A 20568-nucleotide genomic window follows, 5' to 3' on the forward strand; every position below is an offset into this window, starting at 1 on the left:
TGGCACGATGGAGGGCGTGACTTCACCAAACAAGACCCAAACGGCCACGCTGCACACCAACCGCGGCGATATCGTCATCGAACTGTTCGGCAATCACGCCCCCAAGACCGTCGCGAACTTCGTCGGTCTCGCGGACGGATCCAAGGAGTACACGACGCAGAACGCATCGGGTGCCAAGACCGGACCGTTCTACGACGGCGCGGTCTTCCACCGCGTCATCGACGGCTTCATGATCCAGGGCGGCGACCCGACCGGCACCGGTGCAGGCGGACCGGGCTACAAGTTCGAGGACGAGTTCCACCCGGAGCTCTCCTTCGATCGCCCGTACCTGCTGGCCATGGCGAACGCCGGCCCCGGCACCAACGGCTCGCAGTTCTTCATCACCACCGGCAAGACCCCGCACCTCAACCGCAAGCACTCCATCTTCGGTGAGGTCACCGACGAGGCGTCGAAGAAGGTCGTCGACGCGATCTCGAGCACGCCGGTCGGCCGCGGAGATCGCCCGGTGGACGAGGTCGTCATCAACAACGTCACCATCTCTTGATCTGACCGAAGGACTCTCGACAAGATGACGAACCCCGGCTGGGGTGGCGCCTACGGCGACCAGCCCAACCCACCCCAGTCGGTGTGCGTCCGACATCCCGATCGCCCCACCGGCCTGGCCTGTTCGCGCTGCGGCCGGCCGGCATGTCCGCAGTGTCTGCAGGCCGCCGCCGTCGGACAGCACTGCGTCGATTGCGTGCGCGAGGGCAACAAGAACATCCGCACTGCGCAGACCGTCGCCGGTGCACCCATGGCACGATCGGCCAAAACCCCACTGACGTACGCCCTCATCGCCGTCAACGTGATCGTCTACGGCATCACCGTGGCACAGTCCGGCGATCCGATGAACAACACCTCCGGATCCGCGCTCGCGCGCAGCTGGGCTCTCAACAGCCTGCTCGTCTCCGACGGCGACGTGTTCCGGTTGATCGGCAGCGGCTTCGTCCACTACGGGCCGATCCACCTGCTCGTGAACATGTTCGCGCTGTACATCATCGGTCGCGACGTCGAACTCGTGCTCGGCCGAACCCGCTACCTGGTCGTCTACTTCCTCTCGCTCCTCGGCGGAAGCGCGTCGGTGATGCTGCTGGAGAACCCACTGGCGCTCACCGTCGGCGCGTCCGGTGCCGTCTTCGGCCTCCTCGGCGCGCAGGCCGTCATCCTGCTGCGGCTCAAGCGAAGCCCGGCACCCATCCTCATCGTCATCGCAGTGAACATCTTCATCAGCATCTCGATCCCCAGCATCTCGCTGTGGGGACACATGGGCGGACTCGTCGCCGGAGCCGCCGCAACCGCCGGTCTGGTGTTCCTCTCCCGACGAACCCCGGACACGGGTCGACAACGAACCATGGCCGGCGTGTCCATGGCCTGGCTCTCGGTCATCGCCGTCGCTCTGGTGTCACTGGGCATCATCGCCATCCGTGTACTCGACCTGCGCGCCCATATGGGCCTCTAGCCAGTCCACTCGATGTGACATCGACCCCCCAAAAGGCCACTGAATGTCACATCGAGTGACCCCTGGGGGCCGGGCGGTCAGGAGTTGCGTGGCACCAGACCATGTATTTCGAGTGCGTCGTACACATCTCGGGGGTCGGTTCCGAGGTCCCATCTGCCGAAGATGATGAGTCGGTCGTCGTCTTCGCCGGGTGGGCGGACGTCGAGTTCGAGCATCGGGACGCGTCGGCCCAGTCGTGGGTATTTCACGATTTTGATGCGGACGATGTCATTGCGGGTGTACGTGTGTTTGCCGCCGAGGCGTTTCATCACCAGTGATCCGTCGTGGGTGATGGCCAGTCGGGGGCGTTGTGCGGCGGCGAGTGCGGCGATGATCCACATTCCGACGGCGGCGAGGCCGACGAGGAATGTTCCGGCTGCGTCGGTGGATGAGAGTGCAGCTCCGATTCCGAGCGCAATTCCGCCCACGACCAGGGCTGCGACGGCGACGAGGGGCGTCGCCCACTGCTGTTCGTACACACCCTGTGGATCGTTCGTAGAGTTATCCACAGGGTTTATCCACATTGGGGATGAATGACATCGATGTAACTCGGTCGGCTCTCAGCGCCACCGCATGGTCATCACGAGTCCGACGACCATGAACCCGAAGCCGATCAGGAAGTTGTAGGCACCGAGGTTCCCGATGAAGGCGATGTCCTCGGAAGCCAGGTAGTAGACGATCAGCCACAGCAGCCCGACCAGCATGAATCCCAGCATCAGCACCACATACCAGACCGGTGACGGCCCGGCGTTGACCTTGACCGGCGTACGGTTCGCCGGGTTGATCGTGTAGTCGTTCTTCTTCCGTACCTTCGACTTCGGCATTGCTTCCTCTTCGTGTTCGTGACGGCCGGTGGCACTGCGGCCGTACCTGTGGACAACTTACGGTCGGAACCTGTGGATCGGCGGGTGCCGCGCATCCCCAGGCTATTGTCACCTCGAGGACCGTGACGGTCACCGAACCGGTTGCTGTACACGCTAACGCAGGTGAGCCCAGCACCGACCCACCGGACAAATTGCGAGCACCCGTGAGACGACGATCGACTGCCCCCGCCGACACGCGCTGGTGGGTGCTCGCCGTGGTGGTCTGCTCTGTCGTGGGTCTGCTGCTCGGCACCACCAGGCATGTCTCGGACGGCTCCGAGCTGCGCGGCGGCGACACCACTCGGCTCGCGGATCTGGTCGATGCGGCCCGACTCAGCAGTGACGATGCCCAGCGGAGCCGGGACGCGCTCGAGCAGCAGGTCGAGTCCATCCAGCAACGCACTGCGACGGGGGACACCGAGGTTGCCGATGCGTTGGTGCGTATCGATTCCCTGGCCGACGCGGCGGGACGCGAGCCCGCGTCCGGTGGGGGTGTGACCGTCACGATGGCCGACGCTCCCCGTGGACCGGACGGCTCGTATGCGTCCGACGCGTCCGTCGACGATCTGGTGGTTCATCAGGTCGATGTCCAGAGCGTGCTCAACGCGTTGTGGGCCGGCGGCGCGTCGGCGATCGCGATGCAGGATCAACGCCTGGTGGCCTCGTCGGCTCCGCGGTGCATCGGAAACACCCTTCTGCTCGGCGGGCGGACGTACAGTCCGCCGTACGTGATGACGGCGATCGGAGATTCGGATCGGTTGCGCGCGGCCTTGAAGAACGAGCCGGGTGTGCGGTTGTACGAGCAGTACGCGCTTCGATACGGCCTCCGTTACGACGTCGCTGCGTCCGAGAACCTCTCGGTGCCCGCGTACTCCGAATCGGTGCGCATGCGGTATGCACAGCCTCGCTGAGTACGCTGTCCACATGCGTATTCTCGTCGTCGACAACTACGACAGCTTCGTCTTCAACCTCGTCCAGTACCTGGGCCAGTTGAATGCCGATGTCGAGGTCTGGCGCAACGACGACGAGCGCCTCACCGACCGTGACGCCGCTGCTGGCCGGTTCGACGGCATTCTGCTCAGCCCCGGGCCGGGCACGCCGCAGCGCGCGGGTGCCACGATGGATCTCGTCTCGGCCAGCGCTCGCGCGAAGACGCCCCTGCTCGGGGTCTGTCTGGGCCATCAGGCGATCGGTGCAGCCTTCGGTGCGACGGTGGAGAAGGCCCCGGAACTGCTGCACGGTAAGACCAGCCTGGTGCACCATTCGGGCGTCGGAGTTCTCGAGGGGATGAACGAGCCGTTCACGGCCACTCGCTACCACTCGCTGACCGTCCGGGAGGACACGATCCCGGACGAACTCGAGATCATCGGGCGCACCGAATCCGGTCTGGTGATGGCGATGAGGCACACCGAACTACCGATTCACGGCGTCCAGTTCCATCCGGAGTCCATCCTCACCGAGGGCGGCCACCGAATGCTGGCGAACTGGCTGACCGTCTGTGGGATGCCCACCGACCAGGGTCTCGTCGCCAAGCTCGAAGCCCAGGTCGCCGAGGCGTTCGCCTGACCCGGCCTCGACGCGGCTAGTTGCCGCTGGGGATTCCCAGCGCCCCGATGCTCACAGTGATGGTGTCGGTCTTGCTGATCTCCGAGCCTGCCGGTTGCGTCTGGTTGACGATTCGCCCGACCATCAGTGGGTCGAGTGTCGACTGCCTCGACGTCGACAGGTTCGATGCAGTTCCGGTCCACCCCGCCGATTCCAGCGCTGTCAGGGCCTGAGCCTCGGTGAGGCCGGACAGGTCCGGCATCGGGATCTTGTCTCCGTTGGAGACCCTCAATGTCACGACGGTGTTCTCGGCGACGTTGGCACCACCGGTCGGGTCCGTCGAGACGACCTGTCCCACCGGCTGACTCGAGTCGATGTTCTGTATCTGGACACGGAGCCCAGCACCCTCGACGTTCGGCTGCGCGACGTCGACGAGCTGGCCGACGACGTTGGGCATCCGGACCTGTGCAGGCCCCGAACCGAGCGTGATGCGAACCTGCGAGTCGGCGTTCATGCTCACGCCCGAGGACGGGTTTTGCTCGATGACCTTGTCGAGGTTCTCCGGCGTCGACGGCGCACGGGCGACGGTGGGATCGAGTTCGAGGCCCACCTCGTTCAAGGCGTCTGCCGCCTCCTGTTGCGTTCGTCCGGTCAGCCGCGGCACCTGCACCTGCTGCGGGCCCGAGGAGACATCGAGCTGAATGTCTCCCGGTGATTCGGTCTGCGACCCTGCGGCCGGGTTGGTGCCTATCGCCGAACCCTCGGGGACCGACGCATCCGGCCTCTCCTGCACGGTGACGCGTAGTCCGACGTTCTCGAGTTCCCGCTGGGCCTCGTCCGCGACGAGTCCGGCGACGGACGGCACGGTGACGGACGTGGGCTCCGCTCCGGGACCGAGGGACCACAGGAATGCTCCGACGATCGCGACGACGATGATCGACGCCGCGGAAACGAGGGCGATCTTGAGGCCGCGACGGCTCCTGGGTTCGTCCTCGCGTTCGGCGTGCCTCGACGCACGGGGTGCGGCGGCTGCGGCCGGTTTGTCCGCGCCGGAGAAGTCTGCCTGCCGTGAGTCGACCGATCCGAGGATCGTGGTGCGGTCCTCGTCGTTCATGACCATCGGGGCGCTCGGGCGTTGACCTCCGAGGACACGGACCAGGTCGGTACGCATCTCGGCGGCGCTCTGGTAGCGGTTGGCGGGGTTCTTGGCCATCGCCTTGAGGATGATCGAGTCGAGTTCGCGCGGCACGGTGTCGTTGACCAGCGACGGCAGCTGAGGATCCTCGCGCACGTGCTGGTAGGCGACGGCGACCGGTGAATCACCCTTGAACGGCGGTTCGCCGGTGAGGATCTCGAACAGCACACATCCGAGCGAGTAGACGTCCGATCGAGCGTCGACCTGTTCGCCGCGGGCCTGCTCGGGTGAGAGATATTGAGCGGTCCCGATGACGGCGGCGGTCTGGGTCATCGGCGACGACGAATCGGCGATGGCACGCGCGATGCCGAAGTCCATCACCTTCACGGCGCCCGCGTTGTTGATCATGATGTTCGCGGGTTTGACGTCGCGGTGCACGATTCCGTTGCGGTGGCTGAAATCGAGTGCAGCACAGACGTCGGCGATGACCTCCATGGCCCGACGCGGCGCCATGGGTCCCTCGGCGCGCACGATGTCGCGCAGGGTGTCGCCGTCGACGTACTCCATGACGATGAACGGGAGCGGTCCGGCCTCGGTCTCGGCCTCGCCGGTGTCGTACACGGCGACGATGGCGGGGTGGTTCAGGGCGGCCGCGTTCTGGGCTTCGCGTCGGAAGCGCAGGTAGAACGTGGGGTCGCGAGCGAGATCGGCGCGCAGGACCTTGATGGCGACGTCGCGATCCAGCCGAGTGTCACGTGCCAGATGAACCTCGGACATGCCGCCGAAACCGAGTATCTCGCCCAGCTCGTAGCGAGAGGACAGCGTACGGGGAGTCGTCATTGTTGTCCTCGAGGATCTTGCTGGAATGGAATCTCGATCAGCGGCCGTCTCGTCGTCGTCTGCGTCGGCTCGGCCGTGGTCGTCGTGGTTTCCTCGGTGGTCGTCGGCGCCTCGGTTGTGGTCGTCGTCGTGGTCGTCGTGGTTTCTTCGGTGGTGGTTTCTTCCGTGGTCGTCGTGGGTTCGGTGGTTGTGGTCGTGGTGGTGGTCGGCTGCGTGGTCGTGGTGGTCGGCGGCACGAACGGAGTCGGCGTGTCGTCCCTGCCCCCGGTCAACAGCACGTAACCGCCGATGAGGATGGCCAGCAGCAGCAGTCCGGCGCCGCCCCAGGCCAGGGCCTTCTGCGCCGACGACATTCCGGTGGACTCGGGGACTGCGGCGGCTGCCGTTCCGGTGACCGGTCCGCGGTACTCGCGCTGCGATGTCGGCATCATCTGGGTGCTCGACGGCGCCGCAGGGCTGGGTACGACGCCCGGCATCATGACCCGGCCGGTGCCCGTACCGCGGGAGTTTCCGGGTGCGGGCGGGCGACGGCCTGCACGGACCGCGGCGACGGCGTCGGCGAACTCGCCACCGTTGGCGTAGCGCGCGGCGGGGTCCTTGACCATCGTGATCTCGATGAGTTCGCGTACGGCAGGCGGCAGGTCGAGCGGCATGGGTGCCGGCGTCTCGCGGACGTGCTTCATGGCCACGGTCAGGGCGCCGTCGCCCACGAACGGCCGCGTGCCCGCGAGTACTTCGTATCCGACGACTCCGAGCGAATAGACGTCGGAAGCCGAGGTGGCCTCTTCGCCGAGTGCCTGTTCGGGGGCGATGTACTGCGCTGTGCCCATGACCATTCCGGTCTTGGTGACCGGCGACGCGTCCACCGCTTTCGCGATTCCGAAGTCGGTGATCTTGACCTGCCCGGTGGGGGTGATCAGGATGTTGCCCGGCTTGACGTCGCGGTGGACGACGCCTGCAGTGTGCGCGATCTGCAGGGAGCGGCCGGTCTGTTCGAGCATGTCGAGGGCATGGCCGAGCGGCAACCGGGACATCCGGCCCAACACCGCGTTCAGCGGCTCACCGTTGACCAGTTCCATCACCAGGTAGGCCAGTGATTCGCCCGCGCCGTCACGGGTCTCGCCGTAGTCGTAGACCCCGGCGATTCCGGGGTAGTTCAGCTGTGCGGTGGTGCGCGCCTCGAACCTGAAGCGCTGCAGGAATTCCGGGTCCTCGGAGAACTCCGCCTTCAGTACCTTGACCGCCACGCGGCGATCCAGGCGGTTGTCCATCGCCTCCCACACCTGACCCATACCGCCGGTGGCGATCAGGCGCAGCAGTCGGTAGCGCTGGGCGATGACAGCCCCGTTGCTCAATGGCACCGTACGTTCACCTCCCCTGCAATGCGGCTGCGATGACGGCTCGCCCGATGGGGGCGGCCACGGATCCACCGGTTGCGGCGAGAGCTCGGTCGCCACCGTCCTCGACGATGACGGCGATGGCGACCTTGGGGTCGTCGGCGGGTGCGAATCCGATGTACCACGCGTGCGGTGGGGTGTTGCGCGGGTCGGAACCATGTTCTGCGGTACCGGTTTTCGACGCGATCTGGACGCCGGGGATCTTGCCTTCGCCGCTGGTGTTGTTCTCGGAGCCGATCATCAGATCGGTCAGCGTCGCCGCGGTCGCCGAGCTGATCGCCTCGCCCATGGCCTTGGGCTGGTAGCTCGACAGGTCCGACAGGTCGGGAGATTGCAGCTGCTGCACCAGGTTCGGGGCCATTCGCACGCCGCCGTTGGCTACGGTGGCGGCGATGACGGCGTCCTGCAGCGGGGTCAGCGCCACGTCGCGCTGGCCGATGCTGGATTGGCCGAGCGCGGCGTCGTCGTCGATGGGCCCGATGGTGCTGTCGGCGACGGTGAGCGGAATGGTCGAGTCCTCACCGATGCCGAATGCCGCGGAGGTCTCACGCATCCTGTCGACCCCGGTGTCGATGCCGAGCTCGACGAAGGCGGTGTTGCACGAGCGTGCGAACGCTTCGCGCAGGGTTGCCGTCTGGCCACCGCCGCACGTCGACCCGTTGTAGTTCTCCAGTGTCGTCGATGTCCCCGGCAACGTGATGTTCGACGCGGCCGTGAGTTGATCGTCCGGTGTCGCGCCCGCTTCGAGTGCGGCTGCGGTGGTGATCACCTTGAACGTCGATCCGGGTGGGTAGGTCTGCGAGATCGCCCGGTTGACCATCGGCTTCTCGGGATCGTTGCTCAGGTTCTCCCACGCTTCGGTGGTGGTGCTGCCGTCGTGGCTGGCCAACAGGTTCGGGTCGTAGCTGGGGGTGCTGGCCATGGCCAGGATGTTGCCGGTGGCGGGGTCGAGGGCCACTACCGAACCGGTGTATCCCTTGGCGGTCAGCTGGTCGTACGCGACCTGCTGAACGACGGGGTCGATGGTGGTGACGACGTTGCCGCCGCGGGGATCTCGGCCCGAGATGAGGTCGAACAGGCGTCCGCCGAAGAGCCGGTCGTCGGATCCGTTGAGGACGGGATCCTCGGCGCGTTCGAGGCCACTGCTCGAGTACAGCATCGAGTAGTAGCCGGTGATCGGCGCGTTGGCCTGCGGGCTGGCGGGGGAGATCGAATTCTGCGGGTAGGTGCGCAGGTACTTGTAGCGGTCGTCGGTCGGGACCGAGGACGCGAGTACCTGGCCGCCTGCCGAGATCTGACCGCGCTGGCGCGAGTACTCGTCGAGCAGTACTCGCGAATTCCTGGGGTCGGTGCGCAGATCGTCGGCCTTGATGACCTGGAGGTAGGTGGCGTTTGCGAGCAACGCAACGACCATGACCATCACGGCGATGGAGACGCGGCGCAGGGGAGTGTTCATGCGCGCTTCACCATCTCGGTGGGTGCCTCCGCGATGGGCGCTGCGGGAGCGGGCTTCTTCTTGGGCGTTGCCGGCTCACGGGCTGCGTCGGAGATCTTGATCAGCAGCGCGAGGAGCAGGTAGTTGGCGAGAAGCGACGATCCTCCGTAGGACAGATACGGCGTGGTGAGGCCGGTCAGTGGGATGAGTTTGGTGACGCCGCCGACGACGACGAACAGCTGGATGGCAATGGTGAACGACAGACCTGCGGCCAGCAGTTTGCCGAAGCTGTCGCGGACGGCCAGCGCGGTACGCAAGCCGCGAATGATGAACAGCAAGTACAGGATCAGGACCGCGGTCAGGCCGATGAGGCCGAGTTCCTCTCCGACCGTCGCGATGATGAAGTCGGTCTTGGCGAACGGGACCTGGGACGGGCGACCGCTGCCGAGCCCGGTGCCGGCCAACCCGCCCGTGGCGAAGCTGAACATGGACTGGACGATCTGGTAGCCGGTGTCGTTGTAGTCGTCGAACGGGTGCAGCCAGGTGTCGGTGCGGATCTTGACGTGGCCGAAGACCTGATACGCGAACAGGAATCCGACGAGCAACAGCCCGAATCCGATGATCAACCAGCCGACGCGTTCGGTGGCGATGTAGATCATCACCAGGACGGTTCCGAAGATCAGCAACGACGTACCGAGGTCCTTCTCGAACACGAGTACACCGACCGAGACGATCCAGACGACCAGGATCGGCCCCAGATCGCGTGCCCGTGGGAAGTCCATTCCGAGGAAGTGCTTGCCGGCGACGGTGAACAGTTCGCGCTTGGCCACCAGCAGTGAAGCGAAGAAGATGAGCAGCAGGATCTTCGCGAACTCACCGGGCTGAATACTGAAGCCGGGGAGTCGGATCCAGATCTTCGATCCGTTGACCTCGGAGAATGCCGACGGCAGCATGGCCGGGATGGCCAGGAGCACCAGTCCGGCGAGTCCGACGGTGTAGCCGTAGCGAGCCAGGGTGCGGTAATCGCGTAGCAGCACCAGCAGAGCGACGAACCCGGCGATGGCCAGCGTCGTCCACAGCACCTGCTGGTTGGCATCGGGGGACGGAATGGGGTTGCCGAGATACTGGGCCTGCTGCTCGTCGGCCAGATCGAGGCGATGAATGAGCACCAGACCGAGTCCGTTGAGCAACGCCACGATCGGCAACAGCAACGGATCCGCGTAGGGCGCGAAACGGCGTACCGCCAGGTGCGCCACCGTCATCAGCGCGAGATACGCCACCGCGTACTTCGCCAGATCCCAGGTGATGGTCTGTTCCTGACTGGCTTCGACCAGAACCAAGGAGATCGTGGTGATCAGAACGGCAGCGCCGAGCAACAGCAGTTCGATGCCGCGCCGGTTGGATTGAACCGGCGCGGGCGCGAACCCTTCGGGCGGACTCGGAAAGGATCCTCCCGCGGACGGATTGGAACTCATCGAGTACCGGTCCTGCAGTTCTGGCCGGGAATTTGCGGAACCGTCGGTGTCGGCACCGCTGTGGTGGTCGGTGCTGCCTCAGGAGTGGGTTCGACCGTGGGCGGCAGCGGGGCGGCGGGCGGCGGGATGATCGCCGTCGGAGTCGGTTCGACGGTCGTGGTCACGACCGGCTCGGTCTCGCAGACCTGAAGCAGGTCCCCGGAGGCCAACCGCTCGACCTGTCCGCGCGCATCGTCGAGAGATCCCGACGGCAACCCGGCCGTGACCTGCTCACGTGCAGCAGGCAGAAGATCGTCGATCTCGAACGGAACACAGTCCGCCGGGGCGGCATCCGGCGCGGTCAACGTGACGGCTCCGTCGTCGTCGAGGCAGCCGATCAGTTCGACGCTCTGCAGCGAGTACCCCAGCACCGAGCCGGGCAGCCCGCGCAGCACGGTCACCTTGCTGTTGTCGGCACCGACGTAGTAATTGCCCTTGATGATCGAATTGGCCACCACCGCACCGATTCCGGCGAGAACGATGAGCGTCAGGGCAATGAGTGTCCAGCGCAGCTTGTGCGATTTCTTCTCCGGTGCGACAACCGGAGCGGTGACGCGCTTGGGCGTCGTACGGGGGGGACGCATCGCTGCGGCGCGCCCTGCTGCGGTGTTGGGCGGAGGGGCGTCCTCCTCGTCTTCGGTGCTGGCGGCACCGCCGAGGATGGGGTGGCTCTGTCCGTAGTCGAGGTCGATCACATCGGCGACGACGACCGTCACGTTGTCCGGCCCGCCACTGCGAAGCGCGAGTTCGATCAGTCGGTCGGCGCAGGGTCCCGTCTCGCCCTCGTTCAGCGTGTTCTCGATGGTTTCGTCGCTCACGACGTCCGAGAGGCCGTCGGAGCACAGCAGATATCGATCGCCTGCGCGCACTTCCCGAACGGTGAGCGTCGGCTCGATCTCGTTGCCGGTGAGGGCACGCATGATCAAGGACCGTTGCGGATGTGTGTGCGCCTGCTCGGCGGTGATGCGGCCTTCGTCGACGAGAGACTGAACGAAGGTGTCGTCTCGGGTGATCTGGGTGAGCGAGCCGTCGCGCAGCATGTACGCACGCGAATCGCCGATGTGTACCAGTCCGATTCGCTTGCCCGCGAACAGGATTGCGGTCAGTGTGGTCCCCATGCCGTCGAGCTCGGGTTCGTCCTCGACCTGATCTGCGATGGACGCGTTGCCTTCGCGGGTGGCCGCCTCGAGCTTGCCCAGCAGATCCTCGCCGGGCTCGTCGTCGTCGAGATGAGCCAATGCCGCGATCATCAACTGCGAGGCCACTTCACCGGCGGCGTGACCGCCCATGCCGTCGGCCAACGCCAGTAGGCGAGCCCCGGCGTACACGGAGTCCTCGTTGTTGGATCGAACCAGACCGCGATCACTGCGGGCGGCATAGCGAAGGACGAGGGTCACGGGCGCAACTCGATCACGGTCTTGCCGACGCGGACAGGGGTTCCCAGGGGGACGCGAACGGCGGTGGTCACCTTCGCGCGGTCGAGGTAGGTGCCGTTGGTCGAGCCGAGGTCTTCGACGTACCAATCTCCGCCGCGGGGCGAGATGCGCGCATGCCGCGTCGACGAGTAGTCGTCTGTCAGAACGAGAGTGGAGTCGTCCGCTCGCCCGATGAGGACGGGCTGCGTGCCGAGCGATATGCGCGTTCCGGCGAGACCGCCCTGGGTCACCACGAGGTACTTGGCCACCTTCTGCTTGTTGAACGACGGGAGAACTTTCGAGCCGCCGGAGTAGCGAGGAGGCACTCGCATGCCTGCGGCCGCATAGATGTCACTGCGCAAGGTGCGAAGGACGGCCCAGACGAAGAACCACAGCAAGAGCAGGAAGCCCGCCCTTGTCAGTTGCAGAATCAATCCCTGCACGACGATTCACCTCCTCCTTCGCAATCGACCCGTGTTCCGCACACGCGCAAAGTCGCGGCGCGGCAGACATGGTTGCCTCGCAGCATCATAGGGTGAAGCAGCTCGTGTCGACGACATACGGGTGGACGAGAGTGCGAGTCGAACCCCCACCCGAGCCCACGTCGATCGTCAGACGATCCGAACCAGAATTTCGGAGTGACCGGCCCGAATGACGTCGCCGTCGGCCAACTGCCAGTCCTGCACCGGAGCGCCGTTGACGGTGGTGCCGTTGGTGGAACCGAGGTCGGAGAGCATGGCCACGCGGCCGTCCCACCGGATCTCGATGTGTCGACGCGAGACACCGGTGTCGGGGAGCCGGAACTGTGCATCCTGGCCACGGCCGATGATGTTCTGACCGTCACGGAGCTGGAAGTAGCGGCCGCTGCCGTCCTCCAGTTGCAGCGTGGCGGCGAGCGCCTGGCTCCGCCCTGCGTACGAGGCGGGCTGGTCGTAGCCGTAACCGTCCCCGCGGTCGCCCGCACCCTGCGGGTAGCCACGGCCGTAGGCGGCCGGTGCAGGCGGGTAGTCGTAGCCGGGCTGCTGGTAGCCGGGCTGTTGATATCCGGCGGCCTGAGGCTCGGCATACCGGCCGGCCGGGTCGTTGTACGCCTGCTCCTGGTAGGGGGCCTCGGAGTACGCGGCACCCTGCTCGGCGGCGTTGTAATCGTAGCCCTGGCCGTTGTAGCCCTGCGCGTTGTAGGCCTGCGCGTCGTAGGCCTGGCCGTCGTACCCCTGCGCGTCGTAACCCTGGGCACCGTAGCCCTGATCCTGGCCGCCGGGCGCGCCGTAGGCGTTGGGGTCGTAGCCCTGTTCCTGGCCGGCCGCGCTGTAGGCCTGACCCTGCTCGGGGTACGACTGCTCGTCGTAGCCACCGTTGTACGGCTGCTGGTCGTAGCGCGGATCGTGATCGGCAGGCGCGTAGGCCTGGGCGTCGTACCCGTTCTGCTCACGTGCGGGGTAGCGCGGATCCTGGCCACCGGCGTAACCGTTGCGCGTGCGCGGATCGGGACGATGGCCGTCCGCGGGATCGCGCTGCGGGTCGTAGCCTGGGTTCTGCGTCATGTGGCCGGCTCCTGGTATCGACATCGGTGGGGCAGACGGTCGCTGCGTAGCTGAAGGGACGGGACTGGGTGCCGGCGGAGCCGATACGTTCTTCGGGGCCGAGGCACCCTGCTGCGCGTTGCGGCCAGCAGTCGCCGATCGTCCCACATCGGGATCGACCGAGCCACTGGCACGGAACTGTCCGGTGTGCAGGGTGGGCGAGGGCTCGAATCGAACCACCACGTCGCCGTAGGTCTGCCAGCCTTGATCGCGGATGTAATCGTCGAGATGGCGTGAGAACGCCTTGACCGTGAGTTCTCGGTCGCCGGCGAGCTCGTCGTGGTCCGAGCTGTTGATGGTGATGACGTAGCTGTTGGGTGCCAGCAGATGCCCGCCGTCCAGGGGCCGAACCAGATCCGACGCTTCCTGCTGGAGCGCTGCCTCCACCTCCGCCGGTACGACGCCTCCGCCGAACACGCGGGCGAAGACGTCGCCGACAGCGCCTTGGAGCTTGCGTTCGAAACGTTGAACGATGCCCATCGTGACCCCTCCTCTCACTGTGTTCTTCCACCGTGTGGTGCCTGCTGGTGTGCAGGACGCGACGGCCGCGTGTCATCACGAAGTCGCGCTGCAAGCATGATATACGGTGCCGCCGACGGGGACTGCTCGCCGCGGTCGGCTCCCGGCTGCTCGACGCGGCGATTTTCGAGCGCGGCATGGTGCGTGTTAGTGTTCTCGCCGTTACCCGGGCGGGTGGCGGAATGGCAGACGCGCTGGCTTCAGGTGCCAGTGTCCTTCGGGACGTGGGGGTTCAAGTCCCCCTCCGCCCACCACACTGGCCGCAGCTGATTCGATCGCTGCGGCCAGTAGTTTCTTTCGGGTCGGTTTCTTCGCGGCCCGTTCCTCGAATCGTCCTACAGGCGTGTGATTCTCGGCCGATGTCGGCCGGGTGGTCCAGTACCCGGTCTCGATGGCGTCTCGTGTACGAGAATTCGCAGGTGAAAGCCCATAATAGGCTTACCTTATTTGCGGGGGCACCCAGGTGCTGACTTATCGTTCGTAGTTGGATCGGCCTCACCACGGCCGGATCCGTCGAGACCCTCACTTTTCTACCATGAGCTCACCCGCTCGTGCAGGGGAAAGCGTCGACGATCGACAGGTGCTGCTTCAACGGCGAGGACGCACCGCAGGCCGTTCGTGCAGCCGGTTACACCACACCGTCGCCGACGAGTATCAAGGCTGGACTTATCCGAAGGCTAGGTATGAAGCACACTCCGGGCCCGCAAGGCCTCTACGATCCCGTCAACGAACACGACTCCTGTGGTGTCGCGTTCGTGGTGGACATGCACGGTCGACGCAGTCGCGACATCGTCGAGAAGGCGATCACCGCACTGGTCAACCTCGAGCACCGCGGTGCTGCCGGCTCCGAACCGAACACCGGTGACGGTGCGGGCATTCTGATCCAGGTTCCGGACGCGTTCTTCCGCGCCGTCGTAGATTTCGAGCTCCCCGCTGCCGGCGCGTACGCGACCGGTGTCGCGTTCCTTCCCCAGGGCCGCAGCGATGCCGCGCGTGCCTGCGAGGGTGTCGAGCGCATCGTCGAGAGCGAGGGCCTGTCGGTTCTGGGTTGGCGTGAGGTCCCCACCGACGACTCCTCCCTCGGAGCTCTGGCGCGCGACGCGATGCCGACCTTCCGTCAGCTGTTCCTCGCGGCCCCCGACGCGTCGGTCACCGACCTCGACCTCGAGCGGCGCGCGTTCGTCATCCGCAAGCGCGTCGAGCACGAGCTGGGCGAAGAGGGCGCGGGCAAGGACGGCCCCGGCCGCGAAACCGTGTACTTCCCGTCGCTGTCCTCGCAGACGTTCGTCTACAAGGGCATGCTGACGACGCCTCAGCTCAAGGGCTTCTACTTGGACCTGCAGGACGAGCGTGTGGAAAGCGCACTGGGACTTGTGCATTCGCGCTTCTCCACCAACACGTTCCCGTCGTGGCCGCTGGCACATCCGTTCCGCCGCGTCGCCCACAACGGCGAGATCAACACCGCCACCGGCAACGAGAACTGGATGCGCGCCCGCGAGGCACTCATCACCTCCGACGTGTTCGGTGGCTCCGAGGCTCTCGAGAAGATCTTCCCCGTGGTCACCCACGGAGCAAGTGACACAGCACGTTTCGACGAGGTGCTCGAGCTGTTGCATCTCGGCGGCCGCAGCCTGCCCCACGCCGTACTGATGATGATTCCCGAGGCCTGGGAGCGGCACGAGTCCATGGACCCCGCACGTCGGGCGTTCTACAAGTACCACTCCTCGTTGATGGAGCCCTGGGACGGACCGGCCTCGGTGTGCTTCACCGACGGCACCGTCATCGGTGCGGTTCTCGACCGCAACGGCCTGCGCCCGAGCCGGCTGTGGGTCACCGACGACGGTCTGGTCGTCATGGCCTCCGAGGTCGGCGTGCTCGACATCGATCCGTCGAAGGTCGTCCGCAAGGTTCGCCTGCAGCCGGGCCGCATGTTCCTGGTGGACACCGCGCAGGGCCGCATCGTCTCCGACGACGAGATCAAGGACGAGCTCGCCGCCGAGCATCCGTACCAGCAGTGGCTCGACGAGGGCCTGACCTCGATCGACGACCTGCCCGAGCGTCCGCACGTGCACATGCCGCACGACCGCGTGCTCATCCGTCAGCAGATCTTCGGGTACACCACCGAGGAATTGAACGTGCTGGTCTCGCCGATGGCGAAGTCCGGTGCCGAGGCCATCGGTTCCATGGGTACCGATACCCCGATCGCCGTGCTGTCGGCTCGTCCGCGGATGCTGTTCGACTACTTCTCGCAGCTGTTCGCGCAGGTCACCAACCCGCCACTCGACGCCATCCGCGAGGAGATCGTCACCAGCCTCGGCGGCACCATCGGACCCGAGGGCGATCTGCTCAACCCGGGTGCCGAGAGCTGCAAGCAGATCGTGCTTCCGCAGCCGATTTTGCACAACGACGACCTCGCCAAGCTCGTTCACATCAACGACGAGGGCACGCAGGAAGAACTTCGCTCGGTGGTCGTGCGTGGTCTCTACCCCGTCTCCGAGGGCGGTGAAGGTCTGCGAAAGTCGTTGGAGGCCATCCGCGCTCAGGTTTCGGCCGCCATCTCCGGTGGCGCGCGGATCATCGTGCTCTCGGACCGCGAGTCCAGCGAGAAGCTCGCTCCGATCCCGTCGTTGCTTCTCACCTCCGCGGTGCACCATCACCTCGTCCGCGAGAAGACCCGCACCAAGGTCGGCCTCATCATCGAGGCCGGTGACGCCCGCGAGGTGCACCACATGGCTCTGCTCATCGGATTCGGTGCGGCAGCGGTCAACCCGTACATGGCGTTCGAGTCGATCGAGGACATGATCGAGCGCGGTGCCCTCACCGACATCGAGTTCGACAAGGCCGTCGCCAACTACATCAAGGCCGCGGGCAAGGGTGTGCTCAAGGTGATGTCCAAGATGGGCATCTCCACTCTCGCGTCGTACACCGGAGCTCAGCTGTTCCAGGTCATCGGCCTCTCGCAGGAACTGGTCGACGAGTACTTCACCGGCCTCAACAGCCACCTCGGCGGTATCGATCTCGATCAGGTCGCCGACGACGTCGCAGCGCGGCACGCGGTGGCGTACCTGGACAACCGTCAGGAGCGTGCGCACCGCGAGCTCGAAACCGGCGGCGAATACCAGTGGCGTCGCGAAGGGGAGTACCACCTCTTCAACCCGGACACGGTGTTCAAGCTGCAGCACTCCACTCGCACCGGTCAGTACGACATCTTCAAGGAATACACGAAGATGGTCGACGACCAGTCCGAGCGCCTCGCGTCGCTGCGCGGTCTGTTCCGCTTCAAGACCGAAGAGCGACAGGCTATTTCGATCGACGAGGTCGAGCCGGCCAGCGAGATCGTCAAGCGTTTCTCCACGGGCGCGATGAGCTACGGCTCCATCTCGGCCGAGGCGCACGAGACCCTCGCCATCGCGATGAACCGTCTCGGCGGGCGCTCGAACTCAGGTGAGGGCGGCGAGGACGTCTCGCGGTTCGAGCCGGACGAGAACGGGGATTGGCGACGCAGTGCCATCAAGCAGGTCGCGTCGGGACGTTTCGGCGTCACCTCGCACTACCTGACCAACTGCACCGACATCCAGATCAAGATGGCGCAGGGAGCCAAGCCCGGTGAGGGCGGCCAGCTTCCGGCGCACAAGGTGTACCCGTGGGTCGCCGAGGTTCGGCATTCGACGCCCGGCGTCGGCCTGATCTCGCCGCCGCCGCACCACGACATCTACTCCATCGAGGATCTCGCGCAGCTGATCCACGACCTCAAGAACGCCAACCCGCAGGCCCGCATTCACGTGAAGCTGGTCTCCGAGGTCGGCGTCGGAACGGTCGCCGCCGGTGTGTCCAAGGCGCACGCCGACGTGGTGCTCATCTCGGGCCACGACGGCGGCACCGGCGCGACGCCGCTGACGTCGGTCAAGCACGCGGGTGGACCGTGGGAGCTCGGGTTGGCCGAAACGCAGCAGACGTTGCTGCTCAACGGGCTTCGCGATCGGATCGTCGTGCAGGTGGACGGTCAGCTCAAGACCGGCCGCGACGTCATGGTGGCCGCTCTGCTCGGCGGCGAGGAGTTCGGTTTCGCCACCGCTCCGCTCGTCGTCTCGGGCTGCATCATGATGCGCGTGTGCCACCTCGACACCTGCCCCGTCGGTGTTGCAACTCAGAATCCGTTGCTGCGCAAGCGTTTCGCAGGCAAGCCGGAGTTCGTCGAGAACTTCTTCATGTTCATCGCCGAAGAGGTTCGCGAGCTCATGGCCGAGCTCGGGTTCCGCACGCTCGACGAGGCCGTCGGTCAGGTGGGTCTGCTGGACACCACCGCGGCCAAGGAGCATTGGAAGGCGTCGAAGCTGGATCTGGCGCCGATCCTCGAAGAGGTCGAGTCGGCGTTCATGAACCAGAATCTCTACAACACCGGCGTCCAGGATCACGGTCTCGACAAGGCTCTCGATCAGCAGCTCATCTCGGCCAGCCGCAATGCGTTGGACAGGGGTGAGAAGGTCGCGTTCGAGTCCAAGATCACCAACGTCAACCGCACCGTCGGCACGATGCTGGGGCACGAGGTCACCAAGGCGTACGGCGGCGTCGGCCTGCCGGACGACACCATCGAGATCACCTTCACCGGCTCGGCCGGCAACAGTTTCGGTGCGTTCGTGCCCTCCGGTATGACGCTCCGACTCAACGGCGATGCCAACGACTTCGTCGGCAAGGGACTCTCCGGTGGACATCTGGTGTTGCGTCCGTCGCTGAATGCTCCGAAGGGATTCGTCGCCGAGGACAACATCATCGGTGGCAACGTGTTCCTGTTCGGTGCCACCAGCGGTGAGGCTCTCATCCGAGGCGTCGTCGGCGAGCGTTTCGCCGTTCGTAACTCCGGTGCCGTTGCCGTCGTCGAAGGCGTCGGAGATCACGGCTGCGAGTACATGACCGGCGGCAAGGTCGTCATCCTGGGCTCGACGGGCCGCAACTTCGGTGCCGGTATGTCCGGCGGAGTCGCGTTCGTCTTCGATCCGAACAAGACCTTCGAGGCCAACCTCAATACCGAGCTGGTCGACATCGAGGAGCTCGAAGGTGACGAGTTCACCTGGCTGAAGGACATCGTCACCCGCCATCAGGAGCAGACCGGCTCCGAGGTGGCCGAGCGGATCCTCGCGGATTGGTCACAGCAGGTGAACCATTTCGTGAAGGTCATGCCTCGCGACTACAAGAAGGTACTGCTGGCCATTTCCGAAGCCGAGAAGAACGGCGCGGACGTGGACGAAGCGATCATGGAGGCAGCTCGTGGGTGACCCACAGGGATTTCTGAAGAACACGGTTCGCGAAGTGCCGAAGCGGCGCCCCGTCGACCTGCGCCTGATGGACTGGAAAGAGGTCTACGAGGACTTCTCGAAGGACACCCTGCGCACGCAGGCCAGTCGATGCATGGACTGTGGTATTCCGTTCTGCCACAACGGCTGCCCGCTGGGTAACCTGATTCCCGAGTGGAACGACCTGGTGTTCAAGGACCGCTGGCGCGACAGCATCGATCGACTGCACGCCACCAACAACTTCCCGGAGTTCACCGGTCGGTTGTGCCCCGCCCCGTGCGAGGCGGCGTGTGTCCTGGGCATCAATCAGGATCCGGTCACCATCAAGCAGGTCGAGGTCGAGATCATCGACAAGGCCTTCGAAGAGGGCTGGGTCACGCCGGTCTACCCGACGCATCTGACCGGCAAGACCGTCGCCGTCGTCGGCTCCGGACCCGCGGGACTCGCTGCAGCGCAGCAGCTCACCCGCGCCGGGCACACCGTCACGGTGTTCGAGCGGGCAGATCGCATCGGCGGATTGCTGCGCTACGGCATCCCCGAGTTCAAGATGGAGAAGCGCCACATCGACCGTCGCCTGGCGCAGATGGAGGCCGAGGGCACCGTCTTCCGCACCGGTGTCGATGTGGGCGTCGACATCTCGGCCGACGAACTGCGCGAGCAGTTCGATGCCGTGGTCCTCTCCGGCGGCGCCACCGCATGGCGCGACCTGCCCATCGAGGGCCGCGAGCTCGACGGCATCTACCAGGCCATGGAGTTCCTGCCGCACGCCAACCGCGTCCAGCAGGGCGACTTTGCCGCACCGCCGGTGAGCGCCGAGGGCAAGAAGGTCGTCATCATCGGCGGCGGCGACACCGGGGCCGACTGCCTCGGCACCTCGCACCGTCAGGGCGCAGAAAGCGTCCACCAGTTCGAGATCATGGCCCGCCCGCCCGAGGAGCGTGCGACGTCCACCCCGTGGCCGACGTACCCACTGATGTACCGGGTGGCCTCGGCCCACGAAGAGGGTGGCGAACGCGTCTTCTCCGTCAACACCGAGCGTTTCGTCGGCGAGGACGGCAAGGTCACCGCACTCGAGGCCTGCGAGGTCGAGTTCAAGGCGGGCAAGTTCGAGAAGGTCGAGGGCAGTGAATTCACCCTCGAAGCCGATCTGGTTCTGCTCGCCATGGGATTCGTCGGACCGGAGAAGGGCGGCCTGCTGACCGACCTGGGTGTCGACTTCAACCAGCGCGGCAACGTCGAGCGCACCAACGAGTGGGTCACCAACGTCCCCGGCGTGTTCGTGGCCGGCGACATGGGCCGCGGCCAATCGCTCATCGTGTGGGCCATCGCCGAGGGCCGGTCCTGCGCGGCCGCCGTCGACACCTTCCTGCAGGGAGCAACGGCGCTACCGGCGCCGATCGTGCCCACTCAGGCACCGCAGCGGTAAGTCGCGTTTCTCCGCCGAGCTCGAAGTTGTGGACGAATCGAGGTCCGATTCCGTCCACAACTTCGAGT

Annotated in this window: 15 protein-coding genes and 1 tRNA gene; 7 read left to right on the plus strand and 9 right to left on the minus strand. The window is 65.7% G+C overall.

What is annotated here, in order from left to right; translation table 11 throughout:
• Window positions 1-7: 7 nt before the first annotated feature.
• Together CH274_RS03080 and CH274_RS03085 are read left to right on the plus strand one after the other, a co-directional pair.
• Window positions 8-544 carry a peptidylprolyl isomerase gene (locus CH274_RS03080; protein WP_094629007.1) on the plus strand — a complete coding sequence of 179 codons (537 nt, stop codon included), beginning with the start codon at window positions 8-10 and terminating at the stop codon, window positions 542-544.
• A 24-nt stretch (window positions 545-568) separates the two neighbouring features.
• The gene (locus CH274_RS03085; RefSeq protein ID WP_045197780.1) at window positions 569-1498 is read left to right on the plus strand and encodes a rhomboid family intramembrane serine protease; all 930 of its coding nucleotides are present in this window, start codon (window positions 569-571) and stop codon (window positions 1496-1498) included.
• Window positions 1499-1575: 77 nt separating this feature from the next.
• On the opposite strand, the gene CH274_RS03090 is transcribed toward CH274_RS03085, so the two are convergent.
• Both CH274_RS03090 and crgA read right to left on the minus strand, forming a co-directional pair.
• Entirely contained in the window at window positions 1576-2061 is a 486-nt protein-coding gene (locus CH274_RS03090; RefSeq protein WP_094646260.1) for a PH domain-containing protein, read from the minus strand.
• A gap of 36 nt (window positions 2062-2097) precedes the next feature.
• On the minus strand, window positions 2098-2361 hold the full coding sequence (gene crgA, locus CH274_RS03095; protein WP_032396997.1) for a cell division protein CrgA: 264 nt from the start codon (window positions 2359-2361) through the stop codon (window positions 2098-2100).
• A 203-nt stretch (window positions 2362-2564) separates the two neighbouring features.
• Between crgA and CH274_RS03100 the strand changes: the two genes are divergently transcribed.
• On the plus strand, window positions 2565-3311 hold the full coding sequence (locus CH274_RS03100) for a DUF881 domain-containing protein (protein ID WP_094656798.1): 747 nt from the start codon (window positions 2565-2567) through the stop codon (window positions 3309-3311).
• Between the two features lie 13 nt (window positions 3312-3324).
• A complete protein-coding gene (locus CH274_RS03105) occupies window positions 3325-3966 on the plus strand; it encodes an aminodeoxychorismate/anthranilate synthase component II (RefSeq protein ID WP_094656799.1) in 642 nt (213 codons plus the stop codon).
• Window positions 3967-3982: 16 nt separating this feature from the next.
• Here CH274_RS03105 and pknB read toward each other — a convergent pair whose 3' ends face one another.
• The 7 genes from pknB to CH274_RS03140 form a co-directional block, all read right to left on the minus strand.
• Entirely contained in the window at window positions 3983-5920 is a 1938-nt protein-coding gene (gene pknB / locus CH274_RS03110; protein ID WP_032397000.1) for a Stk1 family PASTA domain-containing Ser/Thr kinase, read from the minus strand.
• Entirely contained in the window at window positions 5917-7281 is a 1365-nt protein-coding gene (locus tag CH274_RS03115; protein WP_094656695.1) for a serine/threonine-protein kinase, read from the minus strand. The genes pknB and CH274_RS03115 overlap by 4 nt, the downstream gene beginning before the upstream one ends.
• A 7-nt stretch (window positions 7282-7288) precedes the next feature.
• Complete coding sequence (locus CH274_RS03120) at window positions 7289-8773, minus strand: peptidoglycan D,D-transpeptidase FtsI family protein (RefSeq protein WP_032397002.1); 1485 nt, start codon at window positions 8771-8773, stop codon at window positions 7289-7291.
• Complete coding sequence (locus CH274_RS03125) at window positions 8770-10227, minus strand: FtsW/RodA/SpoVE family cell cycle protein (protein ID WP_032397003.1); 1458 nt, start codon at window positions 10225-10227, stop codon at window positions 8770-8772. The genes CH274_RS03120 and CH274_RS03125 overlap by 4 nt, the downstream gene beginning before the upstream one ends.
• On the minus strand, window positions 10224-11663 hold the full coding sequence (locus tag CH274_RS03130) for a PP2C family protein-serine/threonine phosphatase (protein WP_032397004.1): 1440 nt from the start codon (window positions 11661-11663) through the stop codon (window positions 10224-10226). The genes CH274_RS03125 and CH274_RS03130 overlap by 4 nt, the downstream gene beginning before the upstream one ends.
• The gene (locus CH274_RS03135; RefSeq protein ID WP_032397005.1) at window positions 11660-12124 is read right to left on the minus strand and encodes an FHA domain-containing protein FhaB/FipA; all 465 of its coding nucleotides are present in this window, start codon (window positions 12122-12124) and stop codon (window positions 11660-11662) included. The genes CH274_RS03130 and CH274_RS03135 overlap by 4 nt, the downstream gene beginning before the upstream one ends.
• A gap of 168 nt (window positions 12125-12292) precedes the next feature.
• Window positions 12293-13744 carry a DUF3662 and FHA domain-containing protein gene (locus CH274_RS03140; protein WP_094656696.1) on the minus strand — a complete coding sequence of 484 codons (1452 nt, stop codon included), beginning with the start codon at window positions 13742-13744 and terminating at the stop codon, window positions 12293-12295.
• A gap of 207 nt (window positions 13745-13951) precedes the next feature.
• Here CH274_RS03140 and CH274_RS03145 point away from each other — a divergent pair.
• The 3 genes from CH274_RS03145 to CH274_RS03155 all read left to right on the plus strand — a co-directional run bounded on the left by CH274_RS03145 (window position 13952) and on the right by CH274_RS03155 (window position 20500).
• Window positions 13952-14037, plus strand: a tRNA-Leu gene (locus tag CH274_RS03145).
• Window positions 14038-14466: 429 nt separating this feature from the next.
• Window positions 14467-19056: a glutamate synthase large subunit gene (gene gltB, locus CH274_RS03150; RefSeq protein WP_094646264.1), complete on the plus strand. Its 4590-nt coding sequence runs from the start codon at window positions 14467-14469 to the stop codon at window positions 19054-19056.
• Window positions 19049-20500 carry a glutamate synthase subunit beta gene (locus CH274_RS03155; protein ID WP_045197790.1) on the plus strand — a complete coding sequence of 484 codons (1452 nt, stop codon included), beginning with the start codon at window positions 19049-19051 and terminating at the stop codon, window positions 20498-20500. The genes gltB and CH274_RS03155 overlap by 8 nt, the downstream gene beginning before the upstream one ends.
• Window positions 20501-20568 lie beyond the last annotated feature (68 nt).

It is taken from the genome of Rhodococcus sp. 06-418-5, assembly GCF_002258285.1.
GTDB lineage: Bacteria > Actinomycetota > Actinomycetes > Mycobacteriales > Mycobacteriaceae > Rhodococcoides.

Coding starts and splice junctions, on each gene's coding strand:
- CH274_RS03090 (WP_094646260.1), bottom strand. CDS start 2,061: ATGTGGATAAACCCTGTGGATAACTCTACGAACGATCCACAGGGTGTG.
- CH274_RS03125 (WP_032397003.1), bottom strand. CDS start 10,227: ATGAGTTCCAATCCGTCCGCGGGAGGATCCTTTCCGAGTCCGCCCGAA.
- CH274_RS03140 (WP_094656696.1), bottom strand. CDS start 13,744: ATGGGCATCGTTCAACGTTTCGAACGCAAGCTCCAAGGCGCTGTCGGC.
- CH274_RS03120 (WP_032397002.1), bottom strand. CDS start 8,773: ATGAACACTCCCCTGCGCCGCGTCTCCATCGCCGTGATGGTCATGGTC.
- crgA (WP_032396997.1), bottom strand. CDS start 2,361: ATGCCGAAGTCGAAGGTACGGAAGAAGAACGACTACACGATCAACCCG.
- CH274_RS03080 (WP_094629007.1), top strand. CDS start 8: ATGGAGGGCGTGACTTCACCAAACAAGACCCAAACGGCCACGCTGCAC.
- CH274_RS03105 (WP_094656799.1), top strand. CDS start 3,325: ATGCGTATTCTCGTCGTCGACAACTACGACAGCTTCGTCTTCAACCTC.
- gltB (WP_094646264.1), top strand. CDS start 14,467: ATGAAGCACACTCCGGGCCCGCAAGGCCTCTACGATCCCGTCAACGAA.
- pknB (WP_032397000.1), bottom strand. CDS start 5,920: ATGACGACTCCCCGTACGCTGTCCTCTCGCTACGAGCTGGGCGAGATA.
- CH274_RS03085 (WP_045197780.1), top strand. CDS start 569: ATGACGAACCCCGGCTGGGGTGGCGCCTACGGCGACCAGCCCAACCCA.